At 34.0% G+C, this 15,858-nt stretch carries 13 protein-coding genes; 9 read left to right on the top strand and 4 right to left on the bottom strand.

The genetic code is table 11. From position 1 onward, the window contains the following. The first annotated feature begins 7 nt into the window (after nucleotides 1-7). The 5 genes from dsbC (at nucleotide 8) to A9G13_RS09800 (ending at nucleotide 6,001) form a co-directional block, all read left to right on the top strand. Nucleotides 8-706 carry a bifunctional protein-disulfide isomerase/oxidoreductase DsbC gene (dsbC, locus tag A9G13_RS09820; protein ID WP_065557440.1) on the top strand — a complete coding sequence of 233 codons (699 nt, stop codon included), beginning with the start codon at nucleotides 8-10 and terminating at the stop codon, nucleotides 704-706. Nucleotides 707-785: 79 nt separating this feature from the next. Further along, nucleotides 786-2,522, top strand: a complete 1,737-nt coding sequence (recJ, locus tag A9G13_RS09815; RefSeq protein ID WP_065557439.1) for a single-stranded-DNA-specific exonuclease RecJ — start codon at nucleotides 786-788, stop codon at nucleotides 2,520-2,522. A gap of 119 nt (nucleotides 2,523-2,641) precedes the next feature. Beyond that, nucleotides 2,642-4,033, top strand: coding sequence for a UDP-N-acetylmuramate:L-alanyl-gamma-D-glutamyl-meso-diaminopimelate ligase (gene mpl / locus A9G13_RS09810; protein ID WP_065557438.1), 1,392 nt, complete (start codon nucleotides 2,642-2,644; stop codon nucleotides 4,031-4,033). Nucleotides 4,034-4,109: 76 nt separating this feature from the next. Then, nucleotides 4,110-5,594: a bifunctional ADP-dependent NAD(P)H-hydrate dehydratase/NAD(P)H-hydrate epimerase gene (locus A9G13_RS09805; RefSeq protein WP_065557437.1), complete on the top strand. Its 1,485-nt coding sequence runs from the start codon at nucleotides 4,110-4,112 to the stop codon at nucleotides 5,592-5,594. Nucleotides 5,595-5,641: 47 nt separating this feature from the next. Next, on the top strand, nucleotides 5,642-6,001 hold the full coding sequence (locus tag A9G13_RS09800; RefSeq protein ID WP_065557436.1) for a helix-turn-helix domain-containing protein: 360 nt from the start codon (nucleotides 5,642-5,644) through the stop codon (nucleotides 5,999-6,001). 58 nt (nucleotides 6,002-6,059) lie between these two features. On the opposite strand, the gene A9G13_RS09795 is transcribed toward A9G13_RS09800, so the two are convergent. Both A9G13_RS09795 and A9G13_RS09790 read right to left on the bottom strand, forming a co-directional pair. Next, nucleotides 6,060-7,427, bottom strand: a complete 1,368-nt coding sequence (locus A9G13_RS09795) for an L-serine ammonia-lyase (protein WP_065557435.1) — start codon at nucleotides 7,425-7,427, stop codon at nucleotides 6,060-6,062. A gap of 248 nt (nucleotides 7,428-7,675) precedes the next feature. After that, nucleotides 7,676-8,980, bottom strand: a complete 1,305-nt coding sequence (locus A9G13_RS09790; protein ID WP_141670912.1) for a serine/threonine transporter — start codon at nucleotides 8,978-8,980, stop codon at nucleotides 7,676-7,678. 508 nt (nucleotides 8,981-9,488) lie between these two features. Here A9G13_RS09790 and proS point away from each other — a divergent pair. The 3 genes from proS to A9G13_RS09775 all read left to right on the top strand — a co-directional run bounded on the left by proS (nucleotide 9,489) and on the right by A9G13_RS09775 (nucleotide 13,434). After that, a complete protein-coding gene (proS, locus tag A9G13_RS09785) occupies nucleotides 9,489-11,210 on the top strand; it encodes a proline--tRNA ligase (RefSeq protein WP_065557434.1) in 1,722 nt (573 codons plus the stop codon). Nucleotides 11,211-11,237: 27 nt separating this feature from the next. After that, nucleotides 11,238-11,819: a fused DSP-PTPase phosphatase/NAD kinase-like protein gene (locus tag A9G13_RS09780; protein ID WP_081301233.1), complete on the top strand. Its 582-nt coding sequence runs from the start codon at nucleotides 11,238-11,240 to the stop codon at nucleotides 11,817-11,819. 166 nt (nucleotides 11,820-11,985) lie between these two features. Further along, nucleotides 11,986-13,434: a beta-barrel assembly-enhancing protease gene (locus tag A9G13_RS09775; protein ID WP_065557433.1), complete on the top strand. Its 1,449-nt coding sequence runs from the start codon at nucleotides 11,986-11,988 to the stop codon at nucleotides 13,432-13,434. Nucleotides 13,435-13,506: 72 nt separating this feature from the next. On the opposite strand, the gene A9G13_RS09770 is transcribed toward A9G13_RS09775, so the two are convergent. Both A9G13_RS09770 and rluC read right to left on the bottom strand, forming a co-directional pair. Next, nucleotides 13,507-14,169, bottom strand: a complete 663-nt coding sequence (locus A9G13_RS09770) for a histidine phosphatase family protein (protein ID WP_065557432.1) — start codon at nucleotides 14,167-14,169, stop codon at nucleotides 13,507-13,509. Between the two features lie 22 nt (nucleotides 14,170-14,191). Next, a complete protein-coding gene (rluC, locus tag A9G13_RS09765; protein WP_065557431.1) occupies nucleotides 14,192-15,175 on the bottom strand; it encodes a 23S rRNA pseudouridine(955/2504/2580) synthase RluC in 984 nt (327 codons plus the stop codon). A 122-nt stretch (nucleotides 15,176-15,297) separates the two neighbouring features. On the opposite strand from rluC, the gene dsbB reads away from it, so the two are divergent. Further along, complete coding sequence (gene dsbB, locus A9G13_RS09760) at nucleotides 15,298-15,831, top strand: disulfide bond formation protein DsbB (protein ID WP_065557430.1); 534 nt, start codon at nucleotides 15,298-15,300, stop codon at nucleotides 15,829-15,831. The last annotated feature ends 27 nt before the right edge of the window (nucleotides 15,832-15,858 follow it).

Here is a 15,858-nt window from a genome sequence, read left to right as displayed (position 1 = left end):
TTATTGAATGAAGAAATTAGTTTTAGGTTTAGCATTAATCTCTACATCAGTATTGGCAAATAATGCAGATATTACCAATACCTTAGAAAAATTAGGTTATGGGACTAAAGATATAAAAATCTCTAATAGCCCTGTACAAGGATTCAAAAAAGTACTGACACCTGACGGATTATTTTATGTTACCGAGGATGGTAAATATTTAACGCAAGGACCTATTTATAATTTAGAAGGTGATGAACCTAATAATATTGCTAATAGTGATAATACCAAATTAATTAAATCTATTGAAAAAGATGCTATTGTTTATAAAGCTAAACAAGAAAAATATGTAATTTCTGTTTTTACTGACTATACCTGCCATTATTGTAAATTATTGCATGAAAATATTAACCAATATTTAGACGCAGGCATCTCGGTACACTACTTTGCATTCCCTCGTGCTGGAGCTGATAGTGAAGTAGGTAAAAATATGCAATCAATATGGAGTACTGTTAATCGCAAAGCTGCATTTGAAAATGCCTATAAAGGAAATACCATTTCACCAGCAAATAGTATGGTTCCTTATGTAAAACAACAATTTAATGTTGGTAAACAACTCGGTATTAGTGGTACACCTGCAATTGTTTTACCTAATGGTCAACTTATTTCAGGATATGTACCAGTCGATAAATTAATTGATACTCTAAATAAAAATTCATCTAAATAGTATTTAATTAATACGCTAGAATTGAAATTTAAACTCAATATTAAAATTATGTTAGCGCAAATGAGCTAACATTTAAAATATGAATAAAGATAAATTATTACGGCGAAAACTACCAGATTCTTTACCTGAGTTTCCTAAAGATATTCCGTTACTGTTGCAACGGATTTATGCTTTACGCGGAGTTAAGTCCACCCAAGAACTTGATTATAGTACGCGCAATTTATGTAATTATGAAACATTGCATGGTACTGAACTTGCGGTCGAAATTCTTTATTCTGCTATAAAAAATAAACAACATATTATGATTGTTGGGGATTTCGATACTGATGGTGCTACCAGTACAGCGTTAGTCTTCAAAGCGTTAAAAAAAATGGGAGGGCATTGGGTCGATTATATTATTCCTGATAGATTTAAAGATGGTTATGGATTAAGTATTGCTGTAGTAAAAAAAGCTCTTTTACAACAAGCTGATCTGATTATTACAGTAGATAATGGTATTTCTGCTGTAGAAGCTGTAGCATTTGCTAAACAAGCTAACATAACAGTGATTATTACTGATCATCATTTGTGCCCAGAAACATTACCTGCAGCAGATGCCATAATAAATCCTAATTTACCTAATTGTCCTTTTCCCTCTAAACACCTAGCTGGTGTTGGTGTAGCCTTTTATTTTATGTCTGCTTTACGAGCAAAATTACGACAAGAAAATTGGTTCATTGATAATAATTTACCTGAATATAATATTGCCAATTTATTAGACCTAGTTGCTTTAGGCACCATTGCTGATGTTGTCAAACTTGATCATAATAATCGAATATTAGTCCATCAAGGAGTCAATAGAATCCGCTCAGGTTACTGTTGTGAAGGTATAAAAGCTTTATTCCAACTAGCAAAAAGAGATCCTTTATCATTTACATCTACTGATTTAGCATTTTATATTGCTCCTAGATTAAATGCAGCTGGACGAATGGATCATATGTCACTGGGGGTTGAATTACTACTCTGTGAGAATTATGAAATGGCAATCGAAATGGCAACAAATCTCGATAATCTTAATAATGATCGTAAATTGATCGAACATACCATGCATAAAGCAGCCTTATCATTTATTCAACAAATCGAGAAAGAAAAGACCTCACTCCCAAATATACTTGTATTTTATCATCCTGAATGGCATCAAGGTATTATTGGTATTTTATCTGCTCGCTTAAAAGACAAATACTATCGCCCTGTTATTTCGTTTGCGTCAACACAAGATGGTTTTTTGAAAGGCTCTGGTCGCTCCATTCCTGGTATTCATTTACGTGATCTATTAGAAGAGCTAAATAATCAATATCCCGATTTAATAGTAAGCTTTGGTGGACACGCAATGGCTGTAGGACTAACAATTTGTGAAAAAAATTTAGAAGAGTTTAAAATCTACTTTGAAGCACTGTTAAACAAGCAATTAAGTGCTGATTTACTTCAACAAATCATTGAAACAGATGGTGAAATAGATAGTCAAGATTTTACTTATTTATTAGCTAAACAACTCAAAGAATCAGGCCCTTGGGGAGAAGGATTTCCTGAACCTATATTTGATGGAGAATTTATTATCCATCAACAACGATTATTTTCCGAAAAACATCTCAGTTTAATCTTAGAACCTAAAAATGGTGGGCCTTTAATTGAAGGAGTATATTTCAATGTCGACCTTTCTGAATGGCCTGATCAATCAATAAAAAATATAAAAATCGTTTATCATTTAGAAGTAAATGAATTTCGAGGTAATGAAGCTACTAAATTACTGATTAGGTATTTATGGCCTATCGCATAAGCAATGAAAATCAATTATAATTATCAAAAATCTACCAATTACACCTAACTGTAGATTTGTATAAAACTATTAAAAAATATTATTTATTATAGATATTTACACCAAATTAAGGACTAAAAATGCATATTCATATTCTAGGGATCTGTGGCACATTTATGGCAGGAATCGCATTAATAGCCCGTTCGCTAGGTCACAAGGTAACTGGATCAGATAAAAATGTTTATCCGCCAATGAGTACTTTATTACAAAAAGAAAAAGTAGATATCATTGAAGGTTATGATCCCTCACAACTAACACCAACTCCTGATTTAGTAATTATTGGTAATGCTTTATCAAGAGGTAATCCTTGTATTGAATATATTCTTGATAATAACATTCCTTATATTTCTGCCCCTCAATGGCTTCATGATAATGTTTTACGGGATCGTTGGGTAATTGCTGTTGCCGGTACCCATGGTAAAACAACCACTGCAGGCATGATAAATTGGATTCTTGAACAACAATCATATAAGCAGGGCTTCGTTATTGGTGGTGTACCTGGTAATTTTGATGTTTCTGCTCGTTTAGGCGATGGTAATTTTTTTGTTATTGAAGCCGATGAATATGATTGTTCATTCTTTGATAAGCGCTCCAAATTTATGCATTACTGCCCGAAAACGTTAGTAATGAATAATCTAGAATTTGATCATGCTGATATTTTTGATGATCTTAGTTCAATTCAAAAACAATTTCATCATCTAGTACGCTTAGTACCGAGTAAAGGCTTAATTATTTCACCCCATGAAGATGTAAATTTAAAACAAGTGTTAGCTAAAGGTTGTTGGAGTGAACAAACATTTACCGAATCTGAAATTGGTTGGCAAGCCCAACGAATCAATAATGATGCCAGCCACTTCGCAGTATTTTTAAATAATAAAAAAGTTGGTGAAGTCCAATATTCTTTGGTTGGTGAACATAATATGCATAATGCCTTAATGGCAATAGCCGCAGCACATAATGTTGGAATTCAACCCGCTGATGCTTGTTTAGCGCTTGGTTCATTTGTTAATGCTAAACGACGCTTAGAACTTTATGGCGAAGTAAATAATATTGAAATTTATGATGACTTTGCTCATCATCCAACTGCAATTTTAGCAACATTAGAAGCTCTTCGTAGCAAAATTGGTGCTAATCGCCGCATTTTAGCTGTACTTGAACCTCGTTCAAACACTATGAAATTAGGTATATCAAAAGATGAATTGGCCCCGTCACTTGGCCGCGCTGATGAAGTTTTTATTTTCCAACCAGAACAATTACCTTGGTTAGTTGCTGATGTTGTTGATGCTTGTATTCAACCAGCTTATTGGTCTGGGGATATTGATTTATTAGTTGAAATGATTACGAAAGCATCTCGACCTACTGATGCAATTTTAATTATGAGTAATGGTGGTTTTGGTGGTATTCATAAAAGGCTTTTAGAAAGCCTAGAAAAACAGCAACTCAAATTGCAAGAGGAAGATCCTATTATTTAATGACATGGTCTAAATGACAAGTTGAAAAACGGGATCTTGTAATACTAAATGCATACCTTTTAAGAAGGAGGTTGTAATGCAATACTTAGTTACCTCGTCAGAAATGAAGCATTACGATACCTATACCTCACAAAAGGTAGGTATACCATCCCTTGTTTTAATGGAACGAGCTGCTTTAGCAGTAATTGAACAGCTTAATACTGGTCAATTTAATTTGCGCAAAGTAGCCGTAGTTTGCGGTTATGGTAATAATGGCGGCGATGGTGTTGCTGTCGCTCGGTTACTTAAACTAAAGCAAATTGATGTTACAATTTATTTTGTTGGTAATCCCGATCACTGCTCTCCGGAAACCATACAACAAATAAAAATTGCTCAACATTATGAGGTACCAATAACTACTTCATTATCAGACTCTTTCACTGACTATACCACTATTATTGATGCTATATTTGGCATTGGCTTAGAGCGTGCTATTAGTGGTGATTTTTATCACATTATTCAATTAATTAATCAAAGCGAAGTAGACGTTTTGTCAATTGATGTTCCTTCTGGTATTTCTGCCGACACAGGGAAAATACTTGGAATAGCAGTTAAAGCTAAACAAACTGTAACTTTTGCTTATAAAAAAATAGGATTAGTACTTTATCCTGGTACTGATTTTGCTGGATATGTGCATATTGCTGACATAGGAATATATGCTGATGAACTTCCTAACTGTTATACATATACCGATGATAAATTAATTAATCTATTACCTAATAGAAATAATTATTCTAATAAAGGTAGTTTTGGAAAAGTGTTGGTTATTGCAGGGTCAGAAAATATCAGTGGCGCAGCTTTCCTTGCAGCTAAAGCAGCTTACCGAACTGGAGCTGGGTTAGTGCGCATTTACACACCAGAATGTAATCGTAATATTTTACTTAATCAATTACCCGAAGCCTTATTAACACCTTATATTACTAATCAAATCGATAAAGCTCAACTTGACGAAGTTATTAATTGGGCATCAGTTATAGTGATTGGCCCTGGTATGGGAGTATCTGATAATACCCATAAGATACTATCAACAGTCCTGAAACAAGCGAAAATTCCAGTAATTATTGATGCCGATGGACTTAATACTCTTGCGCAAGATTTAAAATTACTAACTCAAACCGAATCTACTGTGATTGTGACGCCCCATTTAGGCGAAATGGCAAGATTAACCAATAAAGCCATTACAGATATTGCTGAAAATCTAATAGAAAATGCCCAAGCATTTGCAGAACAATTCGAAGTGATTTGTGTAATGAAAGATGCTAGAACTATTGTAGCGACACCATATAAGAAAACATATATTAATCAATCAGGGAACAATGGTATGGCTACAGGTGGAACTGGAGATGTACTAACAGGTATTATGGCAGGACTTATGGCACAACATTTGTCCCCTATACAGTCTACCCCAGTAAGTGTTTACTTGCATGGCTTAGCAGGTGATGTAACAGCCAAAAAGTTAAATAAATACAGTTTATTAGCTAGTGACATAATTACGAGTTTAACTAATATATTATCTGTTTAGAATAAAAAAGTATACCTAAATCCCAGTTTACAAAATGAGGATATTTAATGAATGAAACTTCTGACATAGTTGCTATGTTATGCCGTAGAATAAAAATGGCAAGAATTGAAAAAAATTTATCACAAGTAGAACTCGCAAAAAAATCAGAAATTGGTATAGCCACAATAAAACGTATTGAATTAGGTGAATCTATTACCTTACAAACATTGATTTCCGTTCTCCGCGGATTAGGTGAACTTGATCAACTTAATAATTTACTAGCCTATAATGAGGTTATTCATAAAACATCAGCTGAATTACCTAAACGCAAAAGAAGACGACGACAAGTCAAACCAGAAAAAGTAGATGTAATAGCAGAGAATGACTTTTTGCGTTCTAATGTCAATACTATGCGATGGAAATATTAAATCTAATTCGAGCTTTCGCCGATAATACGATCGGCGAAGTTAAAATAATTAATAAATCTTAACTACAATGAACCGTAATTGCTAACCCACCACGTGATGTTTCACGATATTTTGCGTTCATATCTTTACCGGTTTCATACATGGTTTCAATAACCTTGTCTAAAGATACTTTTGCCGCTGTAGTTCGTCTTAAAGCCATTCGTGTTGCATTAATTGATTTAACTGCTGCTATTGCATTACGCTCAATACATGGTACTTGTACCTGCCCAGCAACTGGATCACAAGTCAAACCTAAGTTATGTTCCATAGCTATTTCTGCTGCCATACAAACCTGCTGAGGGTTTCCACCCAAAAGCTCTGCTAAACCTGCTGCTGCCATAGAACACGCTACACCAACTTCACCTTGACAGCCAACTTCTGCACCAGAAATTGAAGCATTCATTTGATAAAGTTGCCCAATTGCTCCACATGTTAAAAAGAATCGAATATAAATATCCGGAGTAACCGGGTTAATAAACTTATTATAATAAGCTAGTACGGCAGGTATAATACCACATGCACCATTAGTTGGAGCAGTAACAACCCGACCACCGGCAGCATTCTCTTCACTAACTGCTAATGCAAACATATTTACCCAGTCAATAATTATCATGGGGTCGCTAATTATTTTATCTTTAGTAGTGGATAATTGTCGATATAATGAAAATGCACGACGGGGAACTTTAAGCGGACCAGGCAATAATCCTTCCGTATTCATACCCCGTTTTATGCCTTCTAAAATAGTTTGCCCTACGCGAGAAAAATAATCTTCAATCTCTTCATACGTGTGCAACTGTAGCTCATTTTTCATCATAATACTAGAGATTGATAGCGAGTTATCCTCACAATATTGCAATAACTGAGCGGCTGAAGAAAATGGATAAGGAAGTTTTACAGCACTTTGCTCCTGTTGACCAAATTGTTCTTCTTCAACAATTTTACCACCGCCTACAGAGTAATAAGTTTTTTGCAATAGCAAAGTTTCACCTTCATATGCACTAAGAGTCATACCGTTTTCATGTAGTGGTAAAAATTTTGAGTGAAAAACCATACTCGTTGTAAGTGGAAAGTCGATCTCATAACGGTTGTTGTAAATAGGTAAACGATGAGTTTGGCTAATTTTTTCGATGAATGTAGGAATATTATCAATATTAACGGTATCAGGTTTTTCTCCAGCTAATCCCATAATTATAGCAATATCTGTTTGATGACCTTTACCAGTTAATGATAGAGAACCATAAACATCAGCAACGATTTTAGTAACCGACGACATTTTATCTTCGCTGATTAGTTGATCTATAAATGCTTTGCCAGCCCTCATTGGTCCAACAGTATGTGAACTTGAAGGTCCAATACCAATTTTGAATATTTCAAATACCGAGCTCATATTTTTTCCCTTTTGCTGCACCACTGTTAATTAATAACAGATGATTTAAATCTATATAAATTTAATATTGCTATTAGTTAGATGACAATCATCAATATGGTTAGATTTCTACTAACCATAGTTATACAACTTATTTTATATGTTATTAGTAGTTATTTTTTGTTGACAAGTTGTATACCTGCTAACTTTTTCCCGTCGACAAAAGCCGACGGTGTTATATATTGAATAATAATGAATTTAAAGTAATTTTAAATTAAGTTATAAATAGCCGCTGATATTGCTATAAGTCCCATGATAACAATAAAGACATTACTTAGTTTACCGCGATATTTTGCTAATGCTGGTAATTTATGAATCGCATACATTGGCATTAAGAACAATATTACCGCAAGGATTGGACCTCCTAGAGACTCAATTAGCCCTAAAATACTCGGATTAAGTGTTGCAATTCCCCATGCGGTGACAAACATGAATAAGATAGCAATTTTATCAAGCTTCTTCTGCGAAATTATTTTGCCACGGCTACGTAATGCTTTATTAACAATACCATTAAAACCTTCTTTACCACCCAAATAATGACCTAAAAACGATTTTGCCATTGCAATAAAGGCAATTGGTGGGCCAATATATTCAATTACTGGTGAATTAAATCGATTAGCCAAATATGATAATGTAGAAATATTTTGTGCTTTAGCTTCAAGAAGTTCTGCCGGAGTTAAGCAAAGTGCACAACTAAAAACAAAAAACATTACAGTCACAACCATCATTATATTACTTGCGGCAATAATTTTAGTACATTTTGCTTCTGCAAAATTTTCACCATATTCTTTACGTTTTGCTACTGCTAAGGACGAGATAATTGGTGAGTGGTTAAATGCAAATACCATTACAGGTATAACTAGCCAAAGTGTCATTAAAATGCTCCGCCCACCTTCACTACTACTATTACTAAATGAGAAGTTTGTAAAAATTTCACCATTCCATTCAGGAATTAAGAATAATGCCAAAATCATTAACACAGTGATAAATGGAAATACTAAAATTGACATAACTTTAACAATCAATTCTTCACCAAAGTGAACTATTAACATCAAAAAAGCAACCAAAATAAATGATAGTAAGGCTCTTGGTGGTGCAACCATACCTAGCTGATGAGTCATAAAACTATCTACAGTATTAGTTATACCTACACTATATACTAACAAAATAGGATAAATAGCAAAAAAGTAAAGTACTGTTATCCAATTTCCAGCTGTACGACCAAAAGCTTCTTCTACAACAACCGTAATATCCCCATCACGACTTTTACCTGATAACACAAACCGACATAAAGCTTGATGAGCAAAAAAAGTCATTGGAAAGGCAAGGATTAGCATCACGACTAAGGGTATTAATCCACCTACTCCCGCATTAATTGGCAGAAAAAGTACTCCTGCTCCAATAGCAGTCCCATAAAGACTAAGCATCCATAAAGTATCACTTTTACGCCATTTTGGTAATTTTGATTCCTTTTGTGTCGTTTTAATATCCTCATTAGATATAACATTGCCCATATTAAATTTCTCCCTATGAAATAACATATGCATATGATATCAATTTAAAAACCTTACTAACGTGATCTCCGTCACATAAATAACAAAAACATCAATATAATCAATTAGATAAATAATATCTGTTTTGATACCAATTAATTTTAAAATTATTAAAGTATCATTTTTGATGCATATAACCTATGAAATATAAAACTATTAATAACAATTGAATAATTTAACTAACAATAGTTCTTAATTAGTAAATAAAAATTAATAGATCACAGTGTAAAATGTTATTAAATAGACTAACTAAGTTAGTAGTGATTTTTTAAAGCAGTTCTATATTTATGAAATAAATTATATTTCATAAATAATGTGTAAATGATTTGAAAAGTAAACATTCTTCCATAGTTGATTATTTTACTATTTATTTAAACTTAAAAATTACTTTAGTGTTGTGCTTGGTACTGCTAAACTAACCAACGTTTTTATTATATTAATAACTTAATTATTTTTTTGGGATAAATTCATGCGAACCAGTAAATATCTTCTTTCTACTTTAAAAGAAACTCCAGCCGATGCTGAAGTTATTAGCCACCAATTAATGTTACGAGCAGGAATGATCCGCAAGGTTGCAGCTGGCTTGTATACTTGGCTCCCCACTGGTTATCGAGTACTAAAAAAAGTTGAAAATATTGTTCGTGAAGAAATGAATAAAGCGGGCGCAATCGAAGTCTTAATGCCAGTTGTACAACCCGCTGATATTTGGCAAGAAAGCGGTCGTTGGGAACAATATGGGCCTGAATTACTACGAATAAAAGATCGCGGTGATCGTGATTTTGTCCTAGGCCCAACTCACGAAGAAGTTATCACTGATCTGCTCCGTAATGAAGTCAGTTCTTATAAACAATTACCACTTAATATTTATCAAATTCAAACTAAATTCCGTGATGAAGTCCGCCCGCGTTTTGGTGTGATGCGTTCTCGTGAATTCATTATGAAAGATGCATATTCATTTCATACTTCACAAGAATCATTACAAGAAACTTATGATGATATGTATAAAGCCTATAGTGCAATTTTTACCCGTACTGGCTTAAACTTTAGAGCTGTACGAGCTGATACCGGATCGATTGGGGGAAATTGGTCGCATGAATTTCAGGTATTAGCTGATAGTGGTGAGGATGATATTGTTTTTTCAACTGAATCCGACTACGCAGCTAATATCGAAATGGCTCAAGCATTAGCACCGATTAAAGAGCGTTTACAACCAACTAAAGATCTACAATTAATCGACACACCAAATGCTAAAACCATTGATGAATTAGTGGAACAATTCAATATACCAATTGAGAAAACTGTTAAAACTCTAATAGTTAAGGCAAGTAAAGAAAGTGGACATCGATTAATTGCTTTATTAGTGCGTGGCGATCACACTTTGAATGAAATTAAAGCCGAAAAAATTGATATTGTTGCCTCACCCCTTGAATTCGCAACTGAGGAAGAAATTCGCTCATTAATTAACGCAGGCCCTGGTTCATTAGGCCCAATCAATTTAAACATGCCCATTATTATCGATCGGGATGTGGCAATAATGAGTGACTTTAGTGCTGGTGCTAATATTGATCACAAACACTATTTTAATATTAATTGGCAACGAGATATAACCTTACCACGCATTGAAGATATTCGAAATGTCGTTGAAGGTGATATTAGTCCTGATGGTAAAGGCACTTTACAGATTAAACGGGGCATTGAAGTTGGTCATATTTTCCAACTTGGCACAAAATACTCTGAAGCAATGAAAGCAACTGTTCAAGGTGAAGATGGACAAAATCATGTAATGATTATGGGATGTTACGGTATTGGCGTTAGCAGAATTGTAGCGGCCGCAATAGAACAATGCCACGATGATAGAGGTATTATCTGGCCAGAAGCTATTGCACCATTTAGTGTAGTAATAATCCCAATGAACATGCATAAATCTGAAAAAGTACAAGCAACCGCAGAAAAAATCTATGCTGACTTACAAGCGGCAGGAATTGAGGTGTTATTTGATGATCGTAAAGAACGTCCAGGTGTAATGTTTGCTGATGCTGAACTGATTGGTATTCCTCATACCATTGTAATTGGTGAGCGTAATCTTGATAATGGAGAAGTTGAATATAAACACCGTGCAGGTACAAATAAAGAAATGGTAAAAAGCGATAGTATTATTGCATTTATTAAAAATCGCTGTAATCTTGTTTAAATACCTAAAATTTAGTAATTAGCAATAATGAGACTCTACTTAAAACAATCATTGTTTCATCATCCTAATTGTATGACTAAAATAGTTAGCTATCTAGTCTTATGTTATTTATTGCTAATAATGACTGGTTGTCGATCTCAAATTAATTCTAGTAAGTTACCTGATAATTTTTATAAAATATCGAAAGACATATACCGCTCGGAACAACCTTCATCCAAAGAGATGCAATATCTCGCAGGTTTAGGATTTAAAACTGTTATTAATCTACGTTTATGGCATAGTGATCGAGATGAAATAACCAATACTGGAATTGCAGAGGTCTGGATTAAATTGCGAGCAGGGAAAATTACTGACGAAAAAATTATAGAAATACTCAAAGTTATTAATAAATCACCCAAACCAATATTAATTCATTGCTGGCACGGTAGCGATCGTACAGGTGTTATTGTAGCTATGTATCGCTTAGTTTTTCAAAAATGGAAAAAATCTGAAGCTATTAATGAGTTAATGCAACCAGAATTTGGTCATCATTTCAATATTTACCCCAATATTGTCAAATATATTGAAAATGCAGATATTGAAAAAATTCGTGAGGCGGTATTTCAATAGTCCACACTTGCTAATTTAGCATATAATTTAAAGTGCACTTTACTAGGAATATAGCTATTTATTACTTTTAGTATTTTGATTAATATGATTATAAATTCAAAGTGATATTGTATTATTTTTCGGCTAAAATAAATACACTTAGATTTAATTTCAATTGGATGAATTAATGTTAAAAAAAGTAATTGCGCTTATATTATCTACATCAATATTGCATAGTTCTTTTATGGCTAATGCAGATAATATAACTCTTCCTGATATTGGAACTGCCGCCGCCGCAACATTAAGTATTGGGCAAGAGATGGAGATGGGTGATTATTATATGCGGATGTTGCGGGCTGATGCTCCAATCATTAATGATCCTGTATTAAATCAATACATTAATGATTTAGGTAAAAAATTAGTTACCAAATCAGAATCCGTACAAACACCTTTTCACTTCTATATTATGCAAAGTGATGTACTTAATGCGTTTGCTTTTTTTGGTGGGAACGTAGTTATCCATTCCAAACTTATTTTAGATACGGATAATGAAAGCCAATTAGCTTCTGTAATGGCTCACGAAATTGGCCATGTTACCCAACGACATTTAGCACGTGCAATGGAAGCTCAAAATCGCAATAGTCCTTATGTTTGGGGGGCAACTTTAGGTTCTATTTTACTCACACTTGCAAACCCCGAAGCTGGGATGGCAGCGATGACTAGTACTATGGCGGGGTCAGCACAAAGTATGATTAGTTTTACTCAAAGCAATGAACAAGAAGCAGATAGAGTTGGTTTACGTACGTTGGCTAAAGCTGGATTTGATCCTTATGCATCATCAGAATTTTTACAGAAATTAGCAGATCAAACTCGTTTTACAAGCAAACCTCCCGAAATTTTACTTACTCACCCTTTACCAAATAGCCGTTTAACTGATATTCGTAATCGGTCAATGCAGTATAGTAAACAAAGTGTTACTTCTTCACTTAACTATTATTTAGCTAAAGCCCGGCTGGCAGTTTTGTTGAGTAGAAACAAAAATACAGGGAAATTATTAGTTGAAGACTATAAAAAATTGAATAATGAACAGAGTAAAGTTGCTATTATTTATTGTGGTGCACTAGCAGACTATCGTAGTGGTAACTATCAAAAAGCCAAACAACAATTACAATCATTATTAGATAATGATCCCAATAATCTTTGGTACATAGATTTAATGACTGATATTGATTTGGGGATGAACAACAATAGTGATGCAATTAGTCGTTTACAGACTGCTTTGAAAAAAGCACCTGATAGTTCAGCACTACAATTAAATTTAGCAAACGCTTATGTAAAAAACAAAAATTATCAACAAGCAGTTAGTTTATTGCATCGTTATACTTATGATCATAATGATGATATGAATGGTTGGGATATACTTATTACTGCATACGGTGGACTACGCTCCAGAGCACAAGAAATGTCTGCTCGTGCTGAGTTAATTGCTTTGCAAGGCCAATTCCAACAATCTATCCAATTGTTACAAAATGCTAAAAATCAAACTCAAGGTAACCAAGCTATGGTATCGAAAATCGATGCTAGAATCAGCCAATTACAACAGCTACAAAAACGTTATGCAGCATATAAACGATGAATAATCATTACTATTTATACTTAGGCAGGTGTAGAGATACACAAGCCGAGATAAGAGTAATTAACATGCAATTTATTCGTTAGTTAAATGATCCACGTTATTGTAAGACTTAACAGTGTATTCGCCTGCAGATTGATCCTTGTTCTGCTGATAATGAACCACACTAATGCTGGTATTCAAAGTACGAGGAAAGTACTCTTGATTGCGATGTAAGCGCCAATCACCTCCATTTAATACACACAGCAAAAGGCGTAATACCGTACCATGCGAAACCACCAAAATATTACCTTTATCTTGCGGAGCATTTTGAATAATTGTATCTAAAGCTCGTTGCATGCGAGCAAGGACATCTAAATAATTTTCACCTTGATTCACGGAAGCATCAAAATTAGCCGGATCAGTTAAATAAGTCATAAATTGAGGAACTTCTTGCTTGAGTAATGGTACATGTTTACCCTCCCATATACCAAAGTCCATTTCACACAAATCTGCAAGTTCAAAAGTAGGGATCGCCATATTATTTTCATTAACAATATAATCTCTAGTCTCCATCGCACGCTGCTGGGTACTTGAATATGCTTGCATAAATGGAATATTTTGTAAATGTTTTCCGGTAATTTGAGCTCCTAAAATGCCCACGGGTGTTAGCGGGGAATTCTGTGATCCTTGCATCTGATCTTTAATATTCCATTCAGTTTGTCCATGTCTAATTAAATATAAATTAAGATCTTTCATTCTGTTAAACTACCTTTTTTATTTAAAATTCTGTAGGTTGAAATTTACTATTTCTAATTTCAGCTAAACAAGTTTGTAAAATTTTATCCATTGGTGCAGACAATTGCATTTCTTGCATAGTTTTAGGATGAATAAATTTTACATTAGAAGCATGTAAAAATAACCGATTAAGTTTAGTATTTATTAAAATTGCATCAAATTGACTATCACCATAACGATTATCAAAAGCAATTGGATGATTAACATATTGAGTATGCACTCTAATTTGATGGGTTCGTCCCGTAACTGGGCTAGCTTTAATAAGAGTGGCAAAATTAAAACGTTCTTCAACTTTAAAGCGGGTTTCTGAAGGTTTACCGTCTTTATCAACTTTAACTACTCGTTCACCACTTTTCAAAATATTTTTTAGTAGTGGCGCTTGTACCACTTTACACTCGGAAGGCCAATTACCTTTCACTAGTGCCAGATAATTTTTTTGCATTTGCTTAAGTCGAAGTTGCTCGTGTAAAGATTTAAGCGCGGATCGTTTTTTAGCAATTAATAAAATGCCCGATGTTTCACGATCAATTCGATGTACTAACTCTAAAAATTTTGCCTCTGGTCTTAGGGCTCGTAAACCCTCAATCACTCCAAAACTAAGCCCGCTCCCGCCATGCACTGCAATGCCTGAAGGCTTATTAACTGCTAGAATCACATCATCTTCATAAATAATTGAGTTTTCCAGTTCTGCTACTTTGTTAAGTTTGGTTGAGATTGCAGGTGATGACCTTTCTGCTCTACGAATAGGTGGAATACGAACTTCATCACCCACCTCTAATTTGTATTCAGGTTTAATTCTCTTTTTATTAACTCTTACTTCACCTTTACGTAAGATCCTATAGATCATACTCTTAGGTACACCTTTTAGATATGTGATCAAAAAATTATCTATTCTTTGAGTCGCATTATCTTCAGAAATAGTAATAAATGAAACCTGCAATTTTGTGTTTGGCGCGTAAGAGTCCATAAGAGATGATTAATCCACCGTCATAAATAAAAGTCATTTACATTATTCTAAAATAAACTACACTTACCTTTAGAATAAAAATAGCAACACAATTATAACGGAATATGGAGGAATAAAATAGTATGTTATCACTGCTGAATCAATACTCACAAGGAAGAATTGCTTGGTTTTTACTGTTTCTTTCTGTCACTATTTTTGAAATCACAGCATTATATTTTCAGCATGGATTAGGGCTTGCTCCTTGTACACTTTGTATTTATCAGCGTTGCGCTCTTTTGGGGATTTTATTTGCCAGTGTTATTGGTCTTATCACACCGCACAATGCCATCTTTCGGGTAATTGCAATTTTAATATGGTTATTTAGTGCATTTAAAGGTTTTAACTTAGCTACATTTCAAGCGCAATTACAATTTGCTCCCAATCTAGGTGATACCTGTTCAGTTAATGTACAATTTCCATCTTGGTTATCATTAAATGAATGGTTTCCTAGTATATTCAATGCATATGGTTCTTGTGCCGAAAAACTTTGGTCATTCCTTACCATTGAGATGTCGCAATGGATGATTATTATTTTTGCTTGTTATCTTATTGTCGGTTTAATTGTTCTTATTTCGCAATTATTTTCTTCTAATAAAAAATCAATTTGGGGAAAATAACAGTTTTGCGTAACTGACACTTTCTAT

It is taken from the genome of Gilliamella sp. wkB178 (genome assembly GCF_001690705.1).
Taxonomy (GTDB): Bacteria; Pseudomonadota; Gammaproteobacteria; order Enterobacterales; family Orbaceae; genus Gilliamella; species Gilliamella apicola_K.
This window is presented reverse-complemented; position numbering and strand designations above follow the sequence as displayed.

Coding starts and splice junctions, on each gene's coding strand:
- dsbC (WP_065557440.1), top strand. CDS start 8: ATGAAGAAATTAGTTTTAGGTTTAGCATTAATCTCTACATCAGTATTG.
- recJ (WP_065557439.1), top strand. CDS start 786: ATGAATAAAGATAAATTATTACGGCGAAAACTACCAGATTCTTTACCT.
- mpl (WP_065557438.1), top strand. CDS start 2,642: ATGCATATTCATATTCTAGGGATCTGTGGCACATTTATGGCAGGAATC.
- A9G13_RS09805 (WP_065557437.1), top strand. CDS start 4,110: ATGCAATACTTAGTTACCTCGTCAGAAATGAAGCATTACGATACCTAT.
- A9G13_RS09800 (WP_065557436.1), top strand. CDS start 5,642: ATGAATGAAACTTCTGACATAGTTGCTATGTTATGCCGTAGAATAAAA.
- A9G13_RS09795 (WP_065557435.1), bottom strand. CDS start 7,427: ATGAGCTCGGTATTTGAAATATTCAAAATTGGTATTGGACCTTCAAGT.
- A9G13_RS09790 (WP_141670912.1), bottom strand. CDS start 8,980: ATGGGCAATGTTATATCTAATGAGGATATTAAAACGACACAAAAGGAA.
- proS (WP_065557434.1), top strand. CDS start 9,489: ATGCGAACCAGTAAATATCTTCTTTCTACTTTAAAAGAAACTCCAGCC.
- A9G13_RS09780 (WP_081301233.1), top strand. CDS start 11,238: ATGAGACTCTACTTAAAACAATCATTGTTTCATCATCCTAATTGTATG.
- A9G13_RS09775 (WP_065557433.1), top strand. CDS start 11,986: ATGTTAAAAAAAGTAATTGCGCTTATATTATCTACATCAATATTGCAT.
- A9G13_RS09770 (WP_065557432.1), bottom strand. CDS start 14,169: ATGAAAGATCTTAATTTATATTTAATTAGACATGGACAAACTGAATGG.
- rluC (WP_065557431.1), bottom strand. CDS start 15,175: ATGGACTCTTACGCGCCAAACACAAAATTGCAGGTTTCATTTATTACT.
- dsbB (WP_065557430.1), top strand. CDS start 15,298: ATGTTATCACTGCTGAATCAATACTCACAAGGAAGAATTGCTTGGTTT.